At 63.9% G+C, this 19,273-nt stretch carries 27 protein-coding genes; 2 read left to right on the top strand and 25 right to left on the bottom strand.

The annotated features are described in order from the left end of the window. Positions 1-41 precede the first annotated feature (41 nt). From gvpA to VK682_RS19000, 19 genes are all read right to left on the bottom strand, one after another. Positions 42-254, bottom strand: coding sequence for a gas vesicle structural protein GvpA (gvpA, locus tag VK682_RS19090; protein ID WP_089851011.1), 213 nt, complete (start codon positions 252-254; stop codon positions 42-44). A 127-nt stretch (positions 255-381) separates the two neighbouring features. After that, positions 382-1,560, bottom strand: a complete 1,179-nt coding sequence (locus tag VK682_RS19085; protein WP_324782382.1) for a hypothetical protein — start codon at positions 1,558-1,560, stop codon at positions 382-384. 16 nt (positions 1,561-1,576) lie between these two features. Then, a complete protein-coding gene (locus tag VK682_RS19080) occupies positions 1,577-3,073 on the bottom strand; it encodes a chemotaxis protein CheW (protein WP_324782381.1) in 1,497 nt (498 codons plus the stop codon). A 68-nt stretch (positions 3,074-3,141) separates the two neighbouring features. Further along, positions 3,142-3,453: a gas vesicle protein K gene (locus VK682_RS19075; RefSeq protein ID WP_324782380.1), complete on the bottom strand. Its 312-nt coding sequence runs from the start codon at positions 3,451-3,453 to the stop codon at positions 3,142-3,144. Further along, positions 3,450-4,040 carry a hypothetical protein gene (locus VK682_RS19070; RefSeq protein ID WP_324782379.1) on the bottom strand — a complete coding sequence of 197 codons (591 nt, stop codon included), beginning with the start codon at positions 4,038-4,040 and terminating at the stop codon, positions 3,450-3,452. The genes VK682_RS19075 and VK682_RS19070 overlap by 4 nt, the downstream gene beginning before the upstream one ends. Next, complete coding sequence (locus VK682_RS19065) at positions 4,037-4,240, bottom strand: gas vesicle protein (RefSeq protein WP_089851020.1); 204 nt, start codon at positions 4,238-4,240, stop codon at positions 4,037-4,039. Before VK682_RS19065 ends, VK682_RS19070 begins: the two co-directional genes overlap by 4 nt. Next, a complete protein-coding gene (locus VK682_RS19060; RefSeq protein WP_324782377.1) occupies positions 4,233-4,931 on the bottom strand; it encodes a GvpL/GvpF family gas vesicle protein in 699 nt (232 codons plus the stop codon). Before VK682_RS19060 ends, VK682_RS19065 begins: the two co-directional genes overlap by 8 nt. After that, complete coding sequence (locus VK682_RS19055) at positions 4,913-5,839, bottom strand: GvpL/GvpF family gas vesicle protein (RefSeq protein ID WP_324782376.1); 927 nt, start codon at positions 5,837-5,839, stop codon at positions 4,913-4,915. The genes VK682_RS19060 and VK682_RS19055 overlap by 19 nt, the downstream gene beginning before the upstream one ends. Continuing rightward, positions 5,836-6,078 (bottom strand): gas vesicle protein GvpG, encoded by a 243-nt coding sequence (locus VK682_RS19050; protein WP_324782375.1) that lies wholly within the window; start codon positions 6,076-6,078, stop codon positions 5,836-5,838. Before VK682_RS19050 ends, VK682_RS19055 begins: the two co-directional genes overlap by 4 nt. Continuing rightward, entirely contained in the window at positions 6,078-6,854 is a 777-nt protein-coding gene (locus VK682_RS19045) for a GvpL/GvpF family gas vesicle protein (RefSeq protein WP_324782374.1), read from the bottom strand. The genes VK682_RS19050 and VK682_RS19045 overlap by 1 nt, the downstream gene beginning before the upstream one ends. Next, entirely contained in the window at positions 6,851-7,339 is a 489-nt protein-coding gene (locus tag VK682_RS19040; protein WP_324782373.1) for an Hsp20/alpha crystallin family protein, read from the bottom strand. The genes VK682_RS19045 and VK682_RS19040 overlap by 4 nt, the downstream gene beginning before the upstream one ends. Then, entirely contained in the window at positions 7,336-7,647 is a 312-nt protein-coding gene (gene gvpJ / locus VK682_RS27440; RefSeq protein WP_089851032.1) for a gas vesicle protein GvpJ, read from the bottom strand. The genes VK682_RS19040 and gvpJ overlap by 4 nt, the downstream gene beginning before the upstream one ends. Next, positions 7,644-7,973 carry a gas vesicle protein GvpO gene (gvpO, locus tag VK682_RS19030; protein ID WP_324782372.1) on the bottom strand — a complete coding sequence of 110 codons (330 nt, stop codon included), beginning with the start codon at positions 7,971-7,973 and terminating at the stop codon, positions 7,644-7,646. Before gvpO ends, gvpJ begins: the two co-directional genes overlap by 4 nt. Beyond that, the gene (locus VK682_RS19025; protein WP_324782371.1) at positions 7,970-8,215 is read right to left on the bottom strand and encodes a hypothetical protein; all 246 of its coding nucleotides are present in this window, start codon (positions 8,213-8,215) and stop codon (positions 7,970-7,972) included. Before VK682_RS19025 ends, gvpO begins: the two co-directional genes overlap by 4 nt. After that, positions 8,212-9,147 (bottom strand): gas vesicle protein GvpN, encoded by a 936-nt coding sequence (gvpN, locus tag VK682_RS19020; RefSeq protein ID WP_324782370.1) that lies wholly within the window; start codon positions 9,145-9,147, stop codon positions 8,212-8,214. Before gvpN ends, VK682_RS19025 begins: the two co-directional genes overlap by 4 nt. Before the next feature lie 79 nt (positions 9,148-9,226). Further along, a complete protein-coding gene (locus tag VK682_RS19015) occupies positions 9,227-10,414 on the bottom strand; it encodes an AMP-binding protein (protein WP_324782369.1) in 1,188 nt (395 codons plus the stop codon). Between the two features lie 15 nt (positions 10,415-10,429). Next, positions 10,430-10,924 carry a hypothetical protein gene (locus tag VK682_RS19010; protein WP_324782368.1) on the bottom strand — a complete coding sequence of 165 codons (495 nt, stop codon included), beginning with the start codon at positions 10,922-10,924 and terminating at the stop codon, positions 10,430-10,432. Between the two features lie 501 nt (positions 10,925-11,425). Then, complete coding sequence (gene pyp, locus VK682_RS19005) at positions 11,426-11,800, bottom strand: photoactive yellow protein (RefSeq protein WP_324782367.1); 375 nt, start codon at positions 11,798-11,800, stop codon at positions 11,426-11,428. 19 nt (positions 11,801-11,819) lie between these two features. Then, entirely contained in the window at positions 11,820-12,254 is a 435-nt protein-coding gene (locus tag VK682_RS19000) for a hypothetical protein (protein WP_324782366.1), read from the bottom strand. 221 nt (positions 12,255-12,475) lie between these two features. On the opposite strand from VK682_RS19000, the gene VK682_RS18995 reads away from it, so the two are divergent. Beyond that, positions 12,476-12,895 carry a hypothetical protein gene (locus tag VK682_RS18995; RefSeq protein WP_324782365.1) on the top strand — a complete coding sequence of 140 codons (420 nt, stop codon included), beginning with the start codon at positions 12,476-12,478 and terminating at the stop codon, positions 12,893-12,895. After that, a complete protein-coding gene (locus tag VK682_RS18990; RefSeq protein ID WP_324782364.1) occupies positions 12,892-13,716 on the top strand; it encodes a hypothetical protein in 825 nt (274 codons plus the stop codon). The genes VK682_RS18995 and VK682_RS18990 overlap by 4 nt, the downstream gene beginning before the upstream one ends. A gap of 65 nt (positions 13,717-13,781) precedes the next feature. Here VK682_RS18990 and VK682_RS18985 read toward each other — a convergent pair whose 3' ends face one another. From VK682_RS18985 to VK682_RS18960, 6 genes are all read right to left on the bottom strand, one after another. Further along, positions 13,782-14,273 carry a YciE/YciF ferroxidase family protein gene (locus tag VK682_RS18985; RefSeq protein WP_089851891.1) on the bottom strand — a complete coding sequence of 164 codons (492 nt, stop codon included), beginning with the start codon at positions 14,271-14,273 and terminating at the stop codon, positions 13,782-13,784. A gap of 169 nt (positions 14,274-14,442) precedes the next feature. Further along, complete coding sequence (locus tag VK682_RS18980; RefSeq protein WP_324782363.1) at positions 14,443-15,441, bottom strand: DUF3618 domain-containing protein; 999 nt, start codon at positions 15,439-15,441, stop codon at positions 14,443-14,445. 1 nt (position 15,442) lies between these two features. Continuing rightward, positions 15,443-15,829, bottom strand: a complete 387-nt coding sequence (locus VK682_RS18975) for a phage holin family protein (protein WP_089851888.1) — start codon at positions 15,827-15,829, stop codon at positions 15,443-15,445. A gap of 3 nt (positions 15,830-15,832) precedes the next feature. Beyond that, positions 15,833-16,363, bottom strand: coding sequence for a hypothetical protein (locus VK682_RS18970; RefSeq protein WP_324782362.1), 531 nt, complete (start codon positions 16,361-16,363; stop codon positions 15,833-15,835). A gap of 342 nt (positions 16,364-16,705) precedes the next feature. Then, the gene (locus tag VK682_RS18965; protein WP_324782361.1) at positions 16,706-18,880 is read right to left on the bottom strand and encodes a pyrroloquinoline quinone-dependent dehydrogenase; all 2,175 of its coding nucleotides are present in this window, start codon (positions 18,878-18,880) and stop codon (positions 16,706-16,708) included. Then, the gene (locus tag VK682_RS18960; RefSeq protein WP_089851883.1) at positions 18,877-19,218 is read right to left on the bottom strand and encodes a hypothetical protein; all 342 of its coding nucleotides are present in this window, start codon (positions 19,216-19,218) and stop codon (positions 18,877-18,879) included. Before VK682_RS18960 ends, VK682_RS18965 begins: the two co-directional genes overlap by 4 nt. Positions 19,219-19,273: the final 55 nt, after the last annotated feature.

Below are 19,273 nucleotides of genomic sequence, written 5' to 3'. Positions count from 1 at the left end.
GCCCGCGCGGCCCGTCTTCCGGATCGCATTGCAGGGCCGGGTCAGGTGGCCTGCGGGTCGACGGTGAGGCCGATGGCCTCCGCATATTTCAGCCAGGTCTCGACCGAGGCCACAACGGCGCGGACCTCGATCGAAAGCAATTCGATCCCCACCAGAGAGACCCGCACAAAAGCATCCACAACGATGCCCTTGTCCAGGATGCGGTCCACCACCTCTGTCAGGCTGGTGGAGGCCAAAGTCTTTTCAACTGCCATGAAGTGTCCCTTTCCTCGTTACATTTGGTCCGCTTGGACCGGGGAATTCCCCCGACGAGTCATCGCCTCGAATTCATAATCCTGAGTGAATTTCCTAGGGCACCGAAGTTAAGATCATCTATGTATTTTAAGCAGAAGTGCGCAGCTGGGCCGCCTGCTGGCGTTCCTGGCGCGCAATCATCTCGGCCAGCACCATCGTCATGTCGCGCAGGGCCTCGGGCACCCCGTCCGCAGAGGTCTTCTGCAGATCGCCGAGTCGCTGTTCGATGCGGGCCAGCCGCGTTTCCAGCCCGTGCACCGGCTCCTGCGCTTCGAGTCGCCGCGCTGCGGCATCAAGCCTGTTGAAGATGCTGCCTAACCCGGTCAGAAAGCCTCCCAACGCCTGCCGCTCCGCCTCAAGCCGATGTGACTGTGCCCCGATCTGCGCGGAGATCCGGTCCACGCTGCGTCCGATCTCAACGCGCAGCGGGGTCAGGTCGGGAGAAGTCGGAGACGAGGCAAGCGCGTCAATCTGAACCTGAATCTGGTCGAGACGGGTGCAGATATCCTGCACCGGTCCGTCCTGCGGAAAAGTGGTCGAGTCCGGCGGGCGCGCGGCCAATTGATCCTGCAGCACGGTGACCGCCGCTTCCAGCCGCTGGACCGTAGCGCCAAGCGCCCGCTGCAGGGCGAACATGCCCTGTCGCTCTGCATCCCTCCGGTGGTCCAGACTGCCAAGAAGCGCCGCGATCCGGTCCACGCCATGGGCAAGTTCGTAACGTAGCGGGGTCAGATCCAGCGCCGGTTCTCCGGCGGGCGGGGGCGCCTCGGTCAGGATCTCCAGCCGGATGCGCATGTCCTCCAGCACCTCCGCCAGATGCGGGCTCTGGTCGGCCTCGGGCGGGGCCGCTGCTGCAAGCTGCGCAATCACCGTCTCGGTGGCGCGCTGCGCGTCGGTCTGCTGTGCCCGCAATGCGGCAAGACCCTCTGCGAGCCGGTCGAGCCCCAGGCTGACCGCATCTTCGGAGTCGCAAACCCGTGCAAGGATGTCGGGCAGGCTGCGGCCCATCGCGCCGAGGCCCTCATCAATCCGTCCGAGGATCCGTTCTGCCCGGGCGGGAAAATGTGTGTCTTCCCCCATGTCCTCCGGTGGCAGTGTCAGCAGATGCGCCACCTCCATTGTCGCAAGCTCCATGTCGTCAAGACGGCGACACAGCTCGCTTTCGCTGTCCGAGATCATCCGCATCAGCGTTGCCATCGCCCCATGCGGGGGCACAACGGGGCGGTAGGTCGGCTGGGGCAACTCGTCAGTTGGATCGGATGGCACGCAGAAAGCTCCTTTGTCAGAAGAAACCGCCGGAGACCGGCAGTTCCCGCGCCAGATCGAAATGCTGGATAAACTCGCCAGTGTCCGGTTTGCGCAGCATCTTTTCGGCCTCGCGACCGATGGGCTGACAGCGCGTCACCTCCTCCAGCTGCTCCACGGCGGCACCAAAAAGCTGTTCGCCCAGCCGGAACAGCAGCACGCAGGCCTTGTTCTCCTCGTAAAAGGCAAACTCTCCCAGAACGCTGGCGACCGAAAAAATCGGCACGACCCGGGCGCGATGGCTGAGCACGCCCATGTATCCGTCATGGCGTGTTTCGGCGTACAGCAGGCTTTCGGGCAGCCGCAGGATCTCGACAATGTCAATCAGCCGGCAGGCCATGCGCTGCTGTGCCGAACGGGACACGAGGTAGAGTTCCGCCGGCCCCAGCGCCTCCACAGCTCCCGGGTCGGACATGTCTTTTGCGGTGGTGGCGGCGAGTTGTTCCAAGGCCTGGTCCCGCAACACGCGTCCGCTGTCCATCACGAGGTAATGGCTGCCATCGGGCCGCATGTGGATGCCGCAAAAAAGGTTCTTCCGGGTTGAGATCACCGACGGCACATCCAGAAGTTCGTCGTTGCGAATATGCACGATGTCAAAAAACCGGTCGATTTCAAAGGCGACATACCCGCCCGCAGGCACCCGCATCGCCACCGAAGCCGAGCGTTCGGGCCTGCAGAAATTGGCGCCAAGGCCGAGAACCTGCAGACTGTCGAGAATTGGAATATCCGCGCCGTGAAGCTGGATCACCCCGTCACAGGGTCCATGTGCAATGGGGCTGTCACGCAGCGTGTGCATCGGAATCGTGGCGTGGATGTCCTCCACCGGGAAGGCGATGCCATGGCCGTTATAGCTGCACAGCAGGCAGGCGGAACGACCGCCCTGAGCCGCCTGCCGTCCGCCGACGGGTCGGGCGCGCTGGTGGGCGAAAGGCAGTTGCGGCTGGTCAAACAGGATACGCGGATCGAGAATCCCCACGACCAAGCCATCATGTACGAAGCTGCGCCCCCCGGCGAGGAGGGCGGCGCTTCCGACAACCCCCATCTCGGCCAGATGCTGGTCATCAAGGGAGGTCATGCCTTGCAGCGAGTCGACCACAAGGCCGATCATGCGCTGCTGGCTATCGTCCATCAGGATGATGACCACCCGTTCGGACAGGGGCTGTTCAGAGTAAAGGCCCAGAATGGCACCGATATCGGTCAGCGGGATGGTGTCCTGTCGCAGCACCATCGCCCCGAGCAGACCGGGCAGGTCCATCGCCAAGGGGCTGACGTTTCCGGGAAAAGGCACAGCTTCACGGATATGCAGAACCTCGATGGCCACCAATGTGCCGGCAATTCCCACAAGCCCATAGGTTTCAGCGTGAGCAGTGGTGCGGCGGCCGGACGCAGCACCTGCTGCAGTCGGGTCGTCGGCATGAACGGCCTCTGCCTCTGCAGCCGAGGCGACGGTACCGGGGGATTCGTCAAGCGACACTGGTGACAGGCTCCGATCAGGTTTCTATGCATCCTAGAAGTGGCAGCCTAACGTCGGATTAAGGGGACTCAGACGCTGCGTCCCAACGGCCCGAGATCAAGCGACAGATCGCCGGGCTGCAGCCCGAACTGCGCAGCCAGCCGGTGCAATGCCTCCTCCGCCCGCATCAGGGTAAGGCCAAGCCGCTCTTCTTCTTCGGGGGTCAGGCTGCCCGCGTCCATTCTGCGCACCGCCTGCAGTTCCATCAGTTTGCGCAGGAATTCCATCAATCCGAGCACGAGGCGGGCCATGTCCTGTTCCACCCGCTCCGGGTCGATCTCCAGGCGGGAAATTTCCGCCAGCGGCGAGGGCCAGTCTTGGGTCGGGTCGGGCGCGGTCACGTCGGCTCCGTCAGGCGGGCGGTGAGGGCTGCGGCGTAGCCAAAGGCGGGCCATGGTCCCGAGACCCGGCAGTCGACGCCCTCGGGGCAGGCGGCATGCAGCGTTCTGGCATGGGAGTGCATGAGAACCGGCGGCAGCAGCACCGTCGCCTCCACCGGAGCGCCCGGAGAGGTGGGCAGCAGATGTGCGCCGGGCAGGAGATCCCGCAGGCAGTCCTGCATCGCGCGCAGGCGGGCATGCTGCAGCGTCCGTTCCCGCAGCCAGTCCCGTCCCGAACTGGACGGCGGACCCGACCCGGTGGTGTCAGGCTGCAGGGTCACCAGCATTTCCCCCTGACCGGCGAGGTCGTCAAGCGCCGCACCTAAGGCTGCGATGCGGGGCCTGATCCAGTCGCAGGCTGCGGCCAGTTTTGGCGCCTGCCGCGGTGAGAAGGGAAGAAAGGCGCCGAGCTGCTCCTGTGCGGCAAGACAGCGATCCAGCCGGTCCGTGTCGGTTCCGTCCGGCTGCCAGAGCAGGGCCAGCGGGCCCGTCTGAACGTGATCGAACTCGCCCGCCTCTTCCGCCCGGCAGAGACCTACGGCAATCATGCCTCGCCCCGGAGCAGACGGTCCGGCGTGGTGAGCACTGCCTTGAGGCCCAGATAGACCAGATCGATCCCCGCGACGGTGAGCCAGAGCTCGCCTTCGATCACGCAGCCCCGGTCCAGCACGCGATCCACAAGATCGACCAGCGTCCGGTCGCTGCCGGACAGGGCATGGCGGGGAGATAAAAGCTGAGGGTCAGGCATCCGTCATATCCTCCATGGGCAGGTTCGCAAAGCTGTACGGCGGGAAAGGACCGGTCAGGCGCGCGCTCATTCTCGATGCGGCAGACCAGTCCGGGAGCGAGGTCTGCAGCAGCGTCGCCGCCACCGGGTCCATCAGCAGCGACAGCGACAGAAGCCGTGGGGCCATGACCGGACGCAGGTCGCAGTCTTTCGCCACGGCACTGGCATGGCTGCGCAGATGCCGCAGGTCTGTGGCGCGCGCCTCTGCCTCAAAGCTGCGGGTGTCGCGCAACTGCTTGCGGGCGCGCAGGAAATCCCGCCCGTTCGCAGGCTGCGGCAGGGGCTGGACCGGGGTCAGAGGCGCCTCCTCGACCACGAGCGCATACTCGGCCAGTCCCGACATCTTGCGCAGCTTCAGTTCCAGATTGGGGAGTTGCGGCGTGATCGCCGCCTGCAGTGCTGCGCCGTCAGAAAAGCATGTGCCCAGCCGAACCGGCAGGACCGGCCCGGTCATGAGGTAAAGCCCAAGCAACAAATCATGGGCCAACACGGCATGCAGCCCGTCCGGTTCCCCGGGCGGAGTGGTCAGGTCGGACACCAGTGCAGATACCGGACCCAGGGGCACCTGTCGGTGCGGTGGTGCCTCTGCTGGGGTGTCGGCAGGGAAAATCACGCCATGCAGGCAAAGCGGGGTCATGCTGGCCTCGCCCATGGCAGAATCGGGGGCGGCAGGCTTGACGGGTGCACCGGTGTCGCGCATCCGTCGCGCCGAACCTCCAGCAGATGAAGCGGTGGCAGCGGCCCTTCGGCGAGGTCCAGCGCCGCGATCCGTGACAGCAGCGCCACGGCGTCAGGGTCTGCGCCCCGCATCAGGGCCGTCCGCCGCGCGGTGGAAAGCGCGCGCAGGGCGGAAAGGGTGGGCACTGAGCCAGGCGACATCCCCAAAGCCTGCGCCGCCAGCTGGAGTTCGGACCACGGCAACGCGCGCAGGGTCGCGAGCGCAAAAGACATCGCCGGGCTGGGCCCCACCAGTTTTAGCCGCAGTCCCTCCGGCCACATGGCGTCAATCCGGGCCAGCGCCAGATCCAGCTGGCTTTCCGAGGCCCCGTCGATAAGGAGCACCCGGTTCAGCAGCATCTCGGGTCCGCTGACCGGGAGGATGATCCTGTCCAGCACCAGCGGGTCCAGCGCTGCCTCAATCTCGGCAACCAGTGTCTGTGACAGCAGTTCGGGGGGCAGGTCTGGCGCGGTCGCTCGGCGTTCCGCAAAATATGCGCTCAGCCCGGATTGGTCCGCGCAGATGGTCAGCTGAAACTGCACCCTCCCCTCAAGACGGTCGAGCCATGCCGTCAGTTCCCGCTCCCACGGGGCCAGATCGGCGGGACGCAGGCGGATCCCGGGCGGGACCACCAGCACCGGACCGTATGGCATCATAGCCTCGATCAGGGCCTGTCGTTCTGCGGCGCGGCGCAGGACGGCGCGGCGCCGATGCCGCAAGGCAAAGCCTGTCAGCACCGGGGCAGGGCCTTCCACGAGAGCCAGCGCACCGAAGGGTTTTTCCACAAAGCCTTCGGGAAGGGGCATGCGTGGGCGGCGCAGCAGAGCGAGAGGCTCGGTCATTTTATAAGCTCCGCCGCCTGGGCCAGCCGCTGCAGGAGAACATGCTCCGCCGCGTCATATTCTGCCTCGTCGATCAGGCCCTGATCGACCGCCTGCTCCAGATCATCCAGGGCTCGACGGAGGCGCGCCGGATCGTAATGTTCGGCCTCTGCGGCGATTGCCACCTGCTTTGTCACCCAGATTGCCCCGGCGAGCGGTGCCGTGACAGGGGCCGTGATCAGCTTGCGCAGCAGGCCCATCACACGACCTCCCTGTCCATGTCGGCATCGGCCAGTGAAAAGGACACGAAGTTGAACGGCGGGGTCGGGTGAACCAGCCGGATCTCTGGGGCGGCATCGGCAAAGCCACAGCAGGACGCCGCCTCCTCGACCGCGCGGGTAAAGGCGGCCACCTCCGTCTCCGGCACCAGAAACGCGGCACGCAGAACCTGAACATCGTCTTCAGGCGCCTGCAGGACATGATCGCGGGCGAGGGGTCGCAGGGTTTTCAGAAGCGCCTTCTGCGCCAGGCCGCGGCGCAGATCCAGCGTTTCCGCCACGCGACGGCCAAACGCGATCTGGTCCAGCTGGGAGCCTCCGGCGTGGCTGACAAGCCGGTCGCGCTGCTGACGCAGGCCGTCATCTTGGGCCAGCGTGCTGGCCAGCGCCGCCTCGCGCGGAAAGGCGACGCGCAAACCAATCTCGGCATGGCCTTCGAGTCTCTCGAAGGTTGCAGAGATTTCGTCTGCGGCGGCGGTGATGAGGTGATCGATCCGGGCGGCGTCGTGACTGACATGACCAAAGCGAAACGGCAGCAGCGGACCATGAGCCATCAAATCTTCCAGAACACGGGCATGGTCTTTGAGAAAACGGCGACGCTGCGGCATGGGTGTCCCGTCGCTCGGCCCATATGCGAGAGACCACTCCCCGATTCTCCGCGCCTCGACGGATCCGGACAGAGCGTCAACCGGCTGTCCGGCGAGCGCCGCGTCAAGATCAGGGCGGCGAAGCAGGCCATAAAGGTAAACCGAGGTCATGCTTCTTCTCCCGTCCGCGGCGCCCGCAGGGTGAGCGTCTCGGCACGGAAGGTCATTTCCATCTGCTCCCGCGCGAGATCCTCCGGCAGCTGGATCGACAGGCGGTGGCGAGGCGTGTCAACGGTCAGCTGTCCGGGGTGGCTGTCGATGCGAATGCTGGCAAGACTTGCGCCGGGAAGGTGAGCTGTCAGGGTCCAGTCGGCTGTGGTCTGGCGCACCTCATGCTCCGGTGCCGGGCGCGACTTGGCGCTGGCGGCCTCCTGAAACTCCGCGAGGCCGCCGACACGGATGTGATGATCCACATGAACCGTGTCGGCGGCCAGATCCGCAATCGGGCGCAGCCTGTCCGCAATCTCGCGGACTCCGTCAGATAGGCTGCTCAGCAGCCCCCCAAGCCGAAGATCGATCTCGGTCAGCCGAGCCTGGGCGCCTGCCTCGGGATCGGGCGGTGTGTCGCTCTGTGGCTGATCTTTATGATCTGTCATATGAGTCCTCCAGCGATCTGGCCTTGATCCAGGCGGCGCTCCAGCGCCGCAATTCGTTCGATCAGCAACTGGTTTTCCTGCTCCAGCCGATGAGCCTCGGCAGAGAGCCGTGGATCGCTTTCCCACCAGTTGATGCCAAGCTCTTTGGCCTTGTCGACGGTGGCAATCAGGAGCCTCAGCCGGATGGACAGAAGCTCGATCCCCACCAGAGAAACTGAAACATCGCCCGCGATGACGATGCCCTTGTCGAGAATCCGTTCAAGAATGTCGGCAAGCCCGTCCGGCTGCAAAGCGTTGCGCTGGGTCATGGCTCACGCTCCTCGCGGTGATACCGGCGCAGACGACGGAAACTGAGCAGTTCGCCCTCTGCATCCAGCATCAGTTCGTAGGCTGCCAGAAGGTCATTGTCGCCAAGGCGGGCAGGGCTTTCGATGACCTCGATCACCACACGCCATCCGGGGCCCTCGCGCTCTGCAGAGGCTATTCCGTCAAAGGGTTGCATGGTGATGTCGGGCAGTGCGGCGCGGGCCAGGGCCACGGCGGGGGACAGGGAGAGGGGACTTGGCTGCACACGTGCCGAAGAGGCGGGCACGGCCCAATCTCCCTGCTCCGCAGTTTTTCTGGGAGCGGTCATGGCCAGGGCTCCCCTTCCGGCTCGGCCAGTCGCGACAGCAGCTGATCTGCGCGCCGGGTGTTGGTGCGCAACTCCTCTGCAGCCAACTGGCCACGCCGCTTCAGCTCCATCAGGCCGCGATGCAGCCGGTCACGCTGAAACTCGACCTTGACCAGCTCTACGGCGGCTTCGGTGCGGGTGCGCGGAGGGCGGCGGCAGACAGAATTGGGACGCCGAGGATGGGCGGTAGGGGGACGTTTCATGAAGCCACCTTCATCTCTTGCACGTCGTCTTCGGTCGGCAGAGCCCGCAAGGCCTGCTTCAGCGCGGCCTCGAACCCCTCGGAACCGCCGCGACCATAGCGGCTGCGCAGGACGTCCACACAGATTTGGACAAAATTCGGATCCCGCGCGCTGATCTTCGTCTGCTGCGCGGCCACCAGCCGCCCCAGCAGAAGCGCGGTGCGAATAGACGCCGCCGCACCGGCATCTCCGCGCCGCAGGTCGCGCACCAACTGCACCAACCTGTCCGCCATCTCCTTCGGCAGACCCGTGCGCGCGGCGACAATGCCGCGTTCGGTGTCCGCTGGAATGTCATCCAGATCGAAGGTTACAACCCTGTCGATCAGCGCGTCGGGGGCATGTTCGATGCCGACATAATCACGCGGGTTGGAGGTCAGGATCATGCGGAATTCTGGATGCGCGGGCATATGCTGTCGCCCGGCCCGGGCGTCGTGAAAAACCAGAACCCCTTCCTCAAGCACCGACAGCAGCACCGAATTGGCCTGGGGCGAGGCCCGGGTGAATTCGTCATAAATCAAGGTATGACCGTGGCGCATCGCCTCCGTGAGGATCGCGTCTTTCCAGTCGGACCGTTCCTGCGTTTCGGTGCGACGGACGCGGCTGATGTAGCTGTCAACGGTCTGACGTGCGGTGCGCCCGATCTCGCGACCCACCATGTCCTCGCGTGTCAGCCATTTGTCCCCGGTCAGAAAAGAGACGGGGCGGCCCAGTCGAGCCGCGATGCGCAGCGCAAGCGTCGTCTTGCCCATGCCCGCGGGACCACGCAGATGGACCGGCACCCGCACCGCCAGATAGGCCAAGGCCCGGCTTTGCAGCGACAACAACTCCTCATCCTCGAAGAAGCTGTCGGGGGCCATAGGTGACGTGTCTTCAGGATAAAGCGAATGTGCCAAGCGCGGCTCCTGTTTCTGCGGGGACAACGCATCGGCCTCCCGTCGCACCCGGCATAGCATCCACAAGATGAATGTCTGCTTAACCGCCGAGAGGCATTTCCATCTGATTGGACCAGTCTGTGACTTTGCCAAGCGAGTTCCGTGGCAGACTGGCGCCAAACGTGTAACTGACGGGCCGGGCGGCGGGCGCGTGCTCCGCGTCCATCAGACTGCGCAGGGTGTCTTCCAAGACAAGGGGGTCGAGGCCAGGACAGGGCACGACAAACGCCTTGATCCGCTCGCCCTCTGGCCGGACATAAGCCTGTGCCACGTGCGGATGACGTTCCAGAGTCGCGGCTACGGCGGCCATGGACACGTTGTGTCCACCGATCTGGATGGCGTGGTCGCAACGGCCAAGCACACGGAACTGCTCTGCCTGCCAGATCAGGTGGTCCTGCAGGTCCAGCCTCTGACCATTCCGGGTTGGGGGATCACCAGCATCGAGGTGCGGCAGCAGCCGGAACAGCGCCCCCGCGCTCCGCCGGGTCCCGACACCGCCGGTTTCGGAAGAGCCGTAGATCTCGGTAACGCTGGCCAGACCGGCGCGGCGCGCCAAAGTCCAGAGACTGTCAGGCGCAGGCGCCGTGGAAGATAGGGCATGGGCGGACAACGGCTTGCCGGAACAGAACGGTAAAGCCCGAGCAAAAAGATGTGGCGTAGCGATCACAAGATCGCCCGCATCAAGGTGCCGCGACAGGGCACCGGGGCCCTTGTCAGACAGATCCAGGACGCTGACCTTCAGACGGGAGGGCAGCAGCACCGTAAAAAGAAAGCCATAAATGTGCTGCGGAGGCACCAGGGCCACGATCCGGCCGGGGCGGTCAACAAGGCTGTGTGCAATATGCACATCTATTTCAGTCAACAAGTCTTCAAGAGGGTGGAATAGTAACTTAGGCGCGCCGGTGCTGCCCGAGGTAAAAAAACCCATAGCGGCAGCAGTCGGCAGCAGACGAAAATGTTCTTCCAGTAGGTCAGCCCAAATATCCAGTTGCGGCTGGATGTACATGTAGTCTTCAACACCAGTTGATTGTAGAGAAAACCGGGTGTTGAAAACTGAAACAAGGTCGATGCGAGCAAGGCTGTCGAAGCCAAGGCCGTCCTCGTCCAGCCGCATCGTAGCACCCCACTGTGCGGGGTGCAGGCGTCGGGCGCGATCCGGGAAAAGGCGGAGCAGAGTCTCGAAGATCACCGCCTTGCATAGTCTCAAGGCTTGGCCATGGTGGATCATCGGCGCCCCCTCTTCTCACATTTCAGCATCAATCTCATGAAGAAATTCGCCCACCAGACTGGCAAAGTGGGCACGCGCTTCGGAGATTTCAGCACGAAGCTGCATCGCGCAGGCTGCGAACTCCGCCGCACTTGCGCTTGGAGAGGGGATAAAGCGCTCCGCCTTCACGTCCTGTGCGGCGTCGTACTTCTCCAGCGCAGTCATTGCAGCGTCCAGGTTATCGAACTCCCACGCTCGACAGTAATCGGTTTCGTCTTCCGATTGATAGAAACGCTTCACAGTCAGAACAAAACCCTGCGTGCTTCGGAAAAGATTGAATTCATACCACCACGCCATGTCCGGAGCAAAGCTCATTGCCATTCCAAGTTCGGCGCCCGTGAAGATGAGCGGTCGTGCCCCAATTCGTTTGATGCGGTATTGCATTTCAGCAGAAGCGCGCTGTGTCGGGACCGACGTTTCGTAAAAGGGGACAACCTGCTCAGTCAACTTCGCTTCGGTCATATATTGCATTGCAACTCCTCTCGCCGGACACACGTCGGCTGATCAGGTTCGGGTGACAGGACCGGAGGCCTAAAGCGCACCGGCAGGGACAGGGGCCGCAGCCTCCCACGATAGATTTGAACCAACACGGGCCATTATTGCCGCAATCTCGCTCGGATCAGCAATGAATGCCGCCAGATAGCGAGGCCGGGCATCGCTATGCGAAGCAACCACCTGCATAGCGATGCGATCATCGCTAGCGAGGTAAAAGCGCACGCAATCCCCTATTTGCCCAAGTAGAGGCATAGAAAGCAAAAAAAGGCCTTCGAAGCAAAGCGGCCTTAGCCCGTCACGCCGCAACCGGAAGCTATCAGGTTGCGGGCGCGGGGCGCGACTTTGCCGGGTCGCAGCGAAATCATGTGCAGCAGTGACAGTCTCCGGTAGAATTACCCCGCTGCGAAGCCGTTTTAGCTCGGGATCAATCCGGATCCGGTATCGCGTGCCCTCGCCCGGCATCTCCATTTCCGCGGATCATACCCGCTTCACGAACAGCCAGCAGGACTGACCATCGGGTTGAGATTTCATGTGGATCTTCACGTTCGCATCCGTGCCCTTGTAGCCGAATTTGTAGTCGAACATGACGTTCACCTGACCCGTACGATGGAATTTGATGAACTCGCCATGGAAGCGCTTGCCCTTAGCGCAAGGAGCAATCTGGTTGAAGAAGTCCATCCCCACCACCTGATCAGGGACGCGGTTCGCGATCAGGCCTTCGGCTTTGTTGTACTTCAGAATCTTGCCCATCCGATCCAGAAGAACCGCCCCAAAGGGGAGGTACTCGGCGCGCTGGGGCTCGCGGCTCAGGATATTGTCGATGTCCTGGCTTCCGAAAGGTATGATTTCCATTGTGTCGATCCTCGCTCGTTCACGCCGTGCCGTCGGACATTTCAACCCCTTCCTCGTTCTGGAGGAAGCTGTTGTTGCGGGTTAGGGACATATCATGGAGCCTCCGCAGGGCGTGGCCATCAAATTCGGCCGACACTTTCCTGCGCGCCTCCTCGCTGGCCCATCGGTAGTCCATTGCTCCCATGCTCACGACGCATTGGGGAAGGACTTCAAAGCGAAATTTCATGTCGACCTTATGTGCGTCGACATCCATCTCCGTAGCTTCGCCAAATTCGACGAGCGCAGACAGTTCTTCAACGCGACTTTGCGATTCAAGCCGTGCCGTATCCTGAATAATTTCCGACGCAGCGGCCAGAACCCATTCCGGATAGTTTCCGCGGATGACCAATCCAAGCTTGTCGTAGTGGAATTCGAAGCGGTCACCGCTTTCCTTCAGGTATCCTATTGTTTCCATACTCGGAACGCTCCTTTCAGCCGCATTGAAAGACTGCCCTTATTGAACTCTTCCGTACCGACCACGTATCCGATATTTTGCGAATCGCATATATTGGAAAATCTTAACTGGTTAGCTAAGTCCTTATTTTTTGACTCCTTCGCGCTTGGTAGCCAATTGTTAGGGATTTGGCGCGACGATGTCAGGGTTCGACTCTTTGATCACAAGGATGAAGGCTGCTGATGTCGCTTGCACCCGCTGCGCTTGGACCAGACGTGTTGCATTCGGGGACAGTCACCCTGACGCGCAAAAGTAAACGGCCACTGCGCTTTGTCGGGACCCGGCTGTGCCATACGACTGGCGTGGAACAGGACGCGGTTTCACTCTGGGCCCGGCAGGACGGGCGGCTTGCCGTTTCTCTTTGTGTTGCCGGGCGCGAGGATGCGGTGGTGGCGCGCACTCTGGACGAAGCAGGACTTTGGCTCGAGAGACAGTGCATGTGGGGTGGCTGGTCTGATCCTCCTCATAGCGCTCTGGATCTGTTGATTTTTCTCGAGACCTGCCTTGCTGACCGACAGTGGCACGATCGGCTCGCACATCTGGCGCAAGGGGCGCTCGCCAAATGGCCGGACAGCCTGAAGCAGTCGGGAGGAGAGATATGACCGAGCGTGAAAATTATCGGGAATGGGCGCGGTCCGTGCGGTCTGAAGCCCGGCAAGGCATCAGAAGCCTGCGGGCGGAACGGCTTGCGCGACGGGATTCGCTGACAGGCGCTGGCCCTGCAGCCTTGCCACCTTCTGTAGAAGAGCTGCCGCTTTCCATCTCCAGCAAGGCCGCGAGCCTCACCGAACGGGCATCGCTTCCGCCTGTTGCCGAGGGTGAGCCTATGGTGCCCGCGCAAGATGAGGCTTTCCCCTCAGAAATACTGGGGGATACGGGGGCGGATGAACCACAGGACAGTACATCCGGGCAGGAGAGTGCTGACGATTCTCTTGATCTCTTGGCGGAACTGCCGCCGCCAGAGGTGCCTGATCCGGATACATCGACAGAGCTGGCGCTTGGCCAAGGGACGACTCAAGATAGTCTGGACGAGCCGGAGGCTCAGGAAGCGACGGCCGAACTGGCCCTTCAGACAACGCCGGATACACTTGGAAGGCAAACGGAGGCTTCCCTTGAACTCCTTGAACAGAGCTTTAAGTTGCCAGAAGCTGCCGATCCAGAGTCCAAGCCTCTGCGAGGCATCGGGCCGTCTGAACTGGAGTGGCAGGAAGATGCGCTCCGCGACAGCTCGCTTGCCGCTCTTCCGGGGGCGGGGATCGGGCTGATCTGGCTTTTGCACGTTAACGGCGTGAGCAGTTTGCAGGACTTGGCGCAGGCGGATGCAGAAACGCTGGGCAAGGCCTTGGGTCTGGTCGGCCGTCTGGTCAATGTGCAGGACTGGATTGACTTTGCTGCCACTCAGCTTGCAGCGGATGCATCATGAGGCGGCGGCGCCATCCATCCGCATATGAAGTGGGCGCCGCGGGTGGGCCACGGCGCCCCGCTGGGTCAGGCCTCCGCAGCCTCGTTCACCACGGATTCCGCCAGCTTGGTCAGCTTGGCATCTGTTGCCAGCTCTTCCTGCAGAGTCTGGTCCAGAAGCTTTGCAGCGTCTTTCATGCCAAGCTGCAGCGCCCAGCTTTTCAGGGTGCCGTAGCGACTGATTTCGTAATGTTCGACAGCCTGAGCGGCAGCAAGAAGGCCCGCGTCCAACGCAGGGCTGTCCTTGAATTCCTCCATGATTTCCTGACCTTCGGCAATGATGCCTTCGATCGCGTCACAGGTCTTGCCCTGCGCGCGTTTGCCGATCAGCTCAAACACGTCCTGCAGGCGCTCATATTGGCCTTGAGTTTCCTGTTCATGGGTTTCAAACGCGCTTTTCAGGTCGGGATTGTTGGCCGCGCGCGCCATTTTCCGGAGCGCGGTCGTGATCTTCCGCTCAGCGTAATAGATGTCTTTGAGCGTTTCGTGAAACAGCGTGTCGAGGGTCTTGTTGGCCACAATCGGTCTCCTTGTTGTGGAACGGTCCCGCGAGGCGCCGGCGCTGCGGCGACAGGGGCAGGCCTTTTAACAGGTGGTCCGGACCTTTGTTCCCGGTGGAGCCAATGTCGGCCCTGCGTAAAAAGGCCCCGCCGGAGCAGAGCCGGGGGGCCTTTTTCTGATCGCCGACTTAGACTTCGCGAGAGGTCAGCTTTTGCCGGTCGGCCTCTTCTTCTGCGGCGCCACGGACGCGGGCTGCAGCGTCGCGGGTCTCATCAGACAGCGTGCGGGCGGCATCTGCGGCGTCACTGCGTTTTTCGTCCGCAATCTTGCCTGCCTCGTCGAGCGCGGCCTTGCCAACCTGCTTGGCCTTTTCCCGCTCTTCTTCGAAGATCCGCTCGGCTTCATGGACCAGCCGGTCGGATTCTTCTCCCATCAGGGCATCTTCGGTCCGGGTGCGCGGCAGCGCGCTGGCAAGTGCCGCCCCTACCGCAATGGCAAGTGCGCCAGCCACCAGCGGCTGCTCTTCAAGAAACCGACTGGCATTGTCGCGACCGGCGCGCCAGTTGTCCCGCAGGACGGGCGCCGCGCGGTCCCGTGCCGTCACGGCGGCATGCCGAGCCGAAGCGATCCGCTGACGCGCAGTGTCCCCCAGATGTTCGGTGCCGTGATAGAGCCGGTCACGCATCTGCGACGCGCGATGCGCAACGTCATGCCCGGCCTGTGACATGCCTCGCGCTGCCTTGGCCCGGGTGCTTTCCTCGTCAGAGGTGCCACCGTCATAGCGGTCAGTCGCATCAAGCCATGCGGGGTAAGACGGATCGCGGCCCGTGGTCGCCGGATGCACCGGCGGGGTGCCGTAAAGCGCGCGCGGATCGGGGCGGTCCACCCCATCCTGCAGCGGGTCATAAGCTGCCGGGGCAGCAGGGCGGTCATCATGCGAGCGGCCAAAGATCAGCCAGGCCAGCCCGATGCCGGTGACGGCCAGCGCCACGGGGTTCTGCTGCACGGACCGGGTGACGGCGGTGCCCATTTCGCTGCCATGGCTGCGAAAGGCTTGGGTCACCTCGCGCACCACGGCTTCCGGCGTGAAGCGGGACTGGATCTCGCGCAGCGAATCCGAGAGGTCGGAGCGATGGCGCTCCACGTCGCGTTCAATGTCTTGCGGGCTGCGGGTGTCGCTGGGCATCTCAGGCTCCTTTTACGGCGCGCGCGTCGCGCTTGACGTTTTCGGCGGTGCGGCTGGGGGCAAGACTGGACATCTTGAGATCATTGAGCCCCTTGGACAGCAGCGCCCAAGCGATCCCGGCAAAAGCCACGCCCACGATCAGGGCGGCCCAGCCCGGGTCCAGACCCAGTTCGGCGAGCCCGGCGGACAGCGCTGCGGCCAGCACGTTGAGCGCCGTCATCAGCAGCACCACGGCGGCAACGATCATCCCCAGGGCCACACCAGCGCGGCGCAGGTTCTGGTCGACCTCGGATCTGGCAAGGTGCAGCTCCGCCCGGATCAGGGCGCTCAGCTGGTCAACGATGGTGCTCAGCAGGGAGGTGGTGCTTTCGGTCTTGTGCGGTTCCATGGTTCAGCGGTCCTCCTGCGGGGGGGTGACGGGCGGCGTCATCACGGGGGTGGCGGGGGTGCTTTGCACGGCGGGGGTGGCAAGCGGATCCGACGGGGCGGGCCGGTCCATCGGGGCAGATCCGGTCGGTGTCGCCTCGGGGGCGGAGGCGCGGACCATGCGCACGGCGGCGAAGCCCAAGAGGGCGGCGCCCCCCAGAAAGGCTGCCGGGTTGCGACGGCCAAAGGCGCTGACCTCGCCCACGATCTCCGTGACATCCCGTCCGCGCAGCGCGTCGGAAAAGCCTGCCAGCTGCTCGGCGAGCGAGCCGAAGATCTGCGCCTGCGGCGAGCCCTTGCGCAATTCGCCCGAGGCGGTGCGCAGCGCGTCGCCTACCGAGGAGACATCCTCGGCAACGCTGTCCTTGACGTGTTCGGCCCGGTCGCGGACCTGATCGGTGGCATCGGCCTGCAGCGACTGCGCTTTGCGCGCGGCGTCATCGCGCAGGCGGCGTGCCTCGTCGCTGGCTCCGGACGTGTGCTCGGTTGTGGTCATGGGGGTGTCCTCCTGTGTCATGCGACGAAATTGAGGATTGCCAGAACAATGACGACGAGCCCGACAATGTAGATGATGGAATGCATTTCTGCGCCTTCCTTGTTTGGGTGGCTGTTCGGGACACCAACCAGAGAGGAGCAGCGAATGTTCCTGCTGATGTGCAGGTTTTGTGAAATGACGACCCTGCACAGCGCCGTTTGGCCGACAGACAGGGCTGTCGGGCTGTTCCGGGCGGGACTGTGGGGAGGAAAGGGCCGCAGCCGGCAAAAACCGCCCGAAGGCGGCGCAGCAGTGCGGCCGGATCATCCCCGCCCCGCGCGCAAGGGCGGGGCGGGGGGTGTCTTAGTCGCGGGGCAGGCGGTAGACCGACACCATGTCGCCCACTTCGGGCTTCAGGATCGAATTCCCGCCCGAGATGAAGGCCACGTATTGCAGGCCCTCGTGCTCGTAGATCGCGGGGTTCGACACGGAGGGCGCCTCGGTCAGATCCTGCCACAGCTTTTCACCGGTCTGCAGGTCATAGGCGCGCACCATGCTGTCCATGGTCGCCCCGATGAAGATCAGGCCGCTGGCGGTCAGGGCGGGACCGCCGATGGTGGGCGAGCCCCAGGCCTCGGGCATGTAGAAGCCATAGCGCTGCGACATGCCGAAGGGGCGGCGCCAGAGCGTTTCGCCGGTGGTCATGTCGATGGCCATCATCTCGCCGAAGGGCGGCTTCCAGCAGGGCATGCCCCAGCGGTTCAGCGCGGTCTGCAGCGACATGCCGAAGGGCGCGCCGGTCTGCGGGTGAAACCCGCTTTCGCCCGGCCCGGCTTCGCCCTGGATCGCGTCATATTCCTCGCGCGGGTGAAGCTGGATGTGCTGCACCACGTGGCTGAGGTTCACGACCGCGATCTGGTTTTCGGGATCAAAGCCCACGCCGCCCCATTGCACGACACCCGCGCTGTTGGGATAGGCGCCCGCGCCCGCGCCTTCGGTGGTGGGCGGCTGATACATGCCTTCGTAAACCATTTCATCCCAAAGCCGCGAACATTCCCCGAAAGAGGCGATATCGGCCAGCGGCCAGACATCGGGCAGGCGCGATTGGTCGATCAGCGGCGGCGGGTTGGTGGGGAAGGGCTGGGTGGGGGCATAGACCTCGCCCTCGATGTCGCCGGCGGGCACGGCGCGTTCCTCGATCGGCCAGATATCCTCGCCGGTCTCGCGGTTCACCGCAAACAGGAAACCCATCTTGGTCGGCTGCAGCAGCGCCGGGATGTCTTCGCCCTCCACGGTGATGTCCATGAGCGTGGGCGCGGCGTTGATGTCGTAATCCCAGATGTCGTGATGCACCCATTGCCGCGACCAGATCACCTCGCCGGTGTTCACGTCCAGCGCGGTGGTGGAGGTGGCATAGGGGATCTCTTCGGTCCGGTTGCCACCCCAGTAATTGGGCGAGGGCGAGGCGACGGGCAGATAGACGATGCCGCGCTCCTCGTCCGCGCTCATCGCGGTCCAGACATTGGCGGTGCCGGTCTGCTGGCGGATCTCTTCGGGGATGGTGTCAAAGGTCCATTCCAGCGCGCCGGTGCGGGCATTGACCGAAAACACCGATCCCGGCGGCGCTTCGGCCCAGTCCCAGTCATTGCCCGCCCAGCCGATGATGACGTGATCGCCGACGATGGTGGGCGGCTGCAGCAGCGACAGCGGCCAGCGGTCGTTCACGGTGTTCCACTGGTTCACGTCCAGAATGCCGTTTTCGGCAAAGCCCGCGCAGGGTTCGCCGGTGTCGGCGTCGATGGCGAAGAGCCGCGCGTCCATGGTGCCCAGATAGACGATCTTCTGGCAGGCCTCGCCTTCCACCGGCTCTTCGGCTTCCCAATAGGCCACGCCGCGGTTCTTGAGCGCGGGCTGGGTCAGCGCCTCCAGCCGCGACTGGCTGTCAAAGGACCAGACCTCTTCGCCGGTCGCGGGATCAAGCGCGAGCACGCGGTAGAACGGCGTGCCGATATAAAGCAGGCCGTTGGCATAGATGGGGGTGGCCGACCAGACGGTCGCGGGCAGATCGCCGGATCCGTCGGACACGTCGCCGGTATGCACCCGCCATGCCAGTTCCAGATCGCCGACATTTTCCGGGGTGATCTGGGTCAGGGGCGAATATTTTGCCGCCGAAAGCTGGCCGTGGAACCCGGTCCAATCGGTGCCAGAGGGCGGGATGCGCGCGTCGGACGGGAAATTCCGGGCGGCCTGCTGGTCTGCCGCAGGGGCGTCGGGGGCCTCTCCGCTTTCCGGCTCGGCTTCGGTTTCCATCTCGGCTGCGGGGGTCTCGGGGGCTCCCTCCTCAGCGGCGGGGGCCTCTGCCGCGTCGGGCGTGTCCGTCTCGGCGGCAGGGGCCTCGGCCTCCGGCGTCTGCGCCGGTGTCTCGGGGCTTTCGGCCTCGGGGGAGTCGATGGCGGGGGGCGTCATGTTTTCTTGCGCCAGCGCGGGGGCGGCCAGCAGCGCCAAGAGCGCCGTGGTGCAGGTCAGGGTCCGGGTCATGCGCGGGTCTCCTCGGGGCCGGAAAGGGCGGTCAGCCAGCCAAGACCGGCTATGGCAAGGGCGGTGACCATGCCCCATTGATGCAGCAGCACCGCCGCCAGCAGGGTCAGCGCCAGCGCCAGCCCCAGCAGGGTCATCAGGATGACGCGCAGGGTCCGCGCCCTTGCCTGTGTCATCAGGGCTGCCCCCAGAAACAGGCACAGCGCGCCGAAACTGGCGGCAAGCGGGCCCCAGACTCCGGTGACGCCCGTCATGGGGGCAAAATAGCCGTATAGCCCGAAGCCAAGCGCCACGAGGGCGGCCAGCATGAGCAGGGTCAGGCTGGAACGATAGCTCATTGTCCTGTCCGTTCTGTTGAGTGCGTGAACTGCGGACCGGACAGGATGCCGGACC

Origin of the sequence: Salipiger marinus (assembly GCF_035481585.1) — a bacterium.
Lineage (GTDB): Bacteria > Pseudomonadota > Alphaproteobacteria > Rhodobacterales > Rhodobacteraceae > Salipiger > Salipiger marinus.
Note: the sequence above shows the minus strand (reverse complement) of the source record. Positions and strands in the feature narration are given on the sequence as shown.

What these genes read in the sequence shown, in the direction of transcription:
- gvpA (WP_089851011.1), bottom strand. Translation starts at nt 254, where the DNA reads ATGGCAGTTGAAAAGACTTTGGCCTCCACCAGCCTGACAGAGGTGGTG.
- VK682_RS19070 (WP_324782379.1), bottom strand. Translation starts at nt 4,040, where the DNA reads ATGATTGCCGTAGGTCTCTGCCGGGCGGAAGAGGCGGGCGAGTTCGAT.
- VK682_RS19065 (WP_089851020.1), bottom strand. Translation starts at nt 4,240, where the DNA reads ATGCCTGACCCTCAGCTTTTATCTCCCCGCCATGCCCTGTCCGGCAGC.
- VK682_RS19060 (WP_324782377.1), bottom strand. Translation starts at nt 4,931, where the DNA reads ATGGGCGAGGCCAGCATGACCCCGCTTTGCCTGCATGGCGTGATTTTC.
- VK682_RS19055 (WP_324782376.1), bottom strand. Translation starts at nt 5,839, where the DNA reads ATGACCGAGCCTCTCGCTCTGCTGCGCCGCCCACGCATGCCCCTTCCC.
- VK682_RS19050 (WP_324782375.1), bottom strand. Translation starts at nt 6,078, where the DNA reads ATGGGCCTGCTGCGCAAGCTGATCACGGCCCCTGTCACGGCACCGCTC.
- VK682_RS19045 (WP_324782374.1), bottom strand. Translation starts at nt 6,854, where the DNA reads ATGACCTCGGTTTACCTTTATGGCCTGCTTCGCCGCCCTGATCTTGAC.
- VK682_RS19040 (WP_324782373.1), bottom strand. Translation starts at nt 7,339, where the DNA reads ATGACAGATCATAAAGATCAGCCACAGAGCGACACACCGCCCGATCCC.
- gvpJ (WP_089851032.1), bottom strand. Translation starts at nt 7,647, where the DNA reads ATGACCCAGCGCAACGCTTTGCAGCCGGACGGGCTTGCCGACATTCTT.
- gvpO (WP_324782372.1), bottom strand. Translation starts at nt 7,973, where the DNA reads ATGACCGCTCCCAGAAAAACTGCGGAGCAGGGAGATTGGGCCGTGCCC.
- VK682_RS19025 (WP_324782371.1), bottom strand. Translation starts at nt 8,215, where the DNA reads ATGAAACGTCCCCCTACCGCCCATCCTCGGCGTCCCAATTCTGTCTGC.
- VK682_RS19015 (WP_324782369.1), bottom strand. Translation starts at nt 10,414, where the DNA reads ATGATCCACCATGGCCAAGCCTTGAGACTATGCAAGGCGGTGATCTTC.
- VK682_RS19010 (WP_324782368.1), bottom strand. Translation starts at nt 10,924, where the DNA reads ATGCAATATATGACCGAAGCGAAGTTGACTGAGCAGGTTGTCCCCTTT.
- pyp (WP_324782367.1), bottom strand. Translation starts at nt 11,800, where the DNA reads ATGGAAATCATACCTTTCGGAAGCCAGGACATCGACAATATCCTGAGC.
- VK682_RS19000 (WP_324782366.1), bottom strand. Translation starts at nt 12,254, where the DNA reads ATGGAAACAATAGGATACCTGAAGGAAAGCGGTGACCGCTTCGAATTC.
- VK682_RS18995 (WP_324782365.1), top strand. Translation starts at nt 12,476, where the DNA reads ATGTCGCTTGCACCCGCTGCGCTTGGACCAGACGTGTTGCATTCGGGG.
- VK682_RS18990 (WP_324782364.1), top strand. Translation starts at nt 12,892, where the DNA reads ATGACCGAGCGTGAAAATTATCGGGAATGGGCGCGGTCCGTGCGGTCT.
- VK682_RS18980 (WP_324782363.1), bottom strand. Translation starts at nt 15,441, where the DNA reads ATGCCCAGCGACACCCGCAGCCCGCAAGACATTGAACGCGACGTGGAG.
- VK682_RS18975 (WP_089851888.1), bottom strand. Translation starts at nt 15,829, where the DNA reads ATGGAACCGCACAAGACCGAAAGCACCACCTCCCTGCTGAGCACCATC.
- VK682_RS18970 (WP_324782362.1), bottom strand. Translation starts at nt 16,363, where the DNA reads ATGACCACAACCGAGCACACGTCCGGAGCCAGCGACGAGGCACGCCGC.
- VK682_RS18965 (WP_324782361.1), bottom strand. Translation starts at nt 18,880, where the DNA reads ATGACCCGGACCCTGACCTGCACCACGGCGCTCTTGGCGCTGCTGGCC.
- VK682_RS18960 (WP_089851883.1), bottom strand. Translation starts at nt 19,218, where the DNA reads ATGAGCTATCGTTCCAGCCTGACCCTGCTCATGCTGGCCGCCCTCGTG.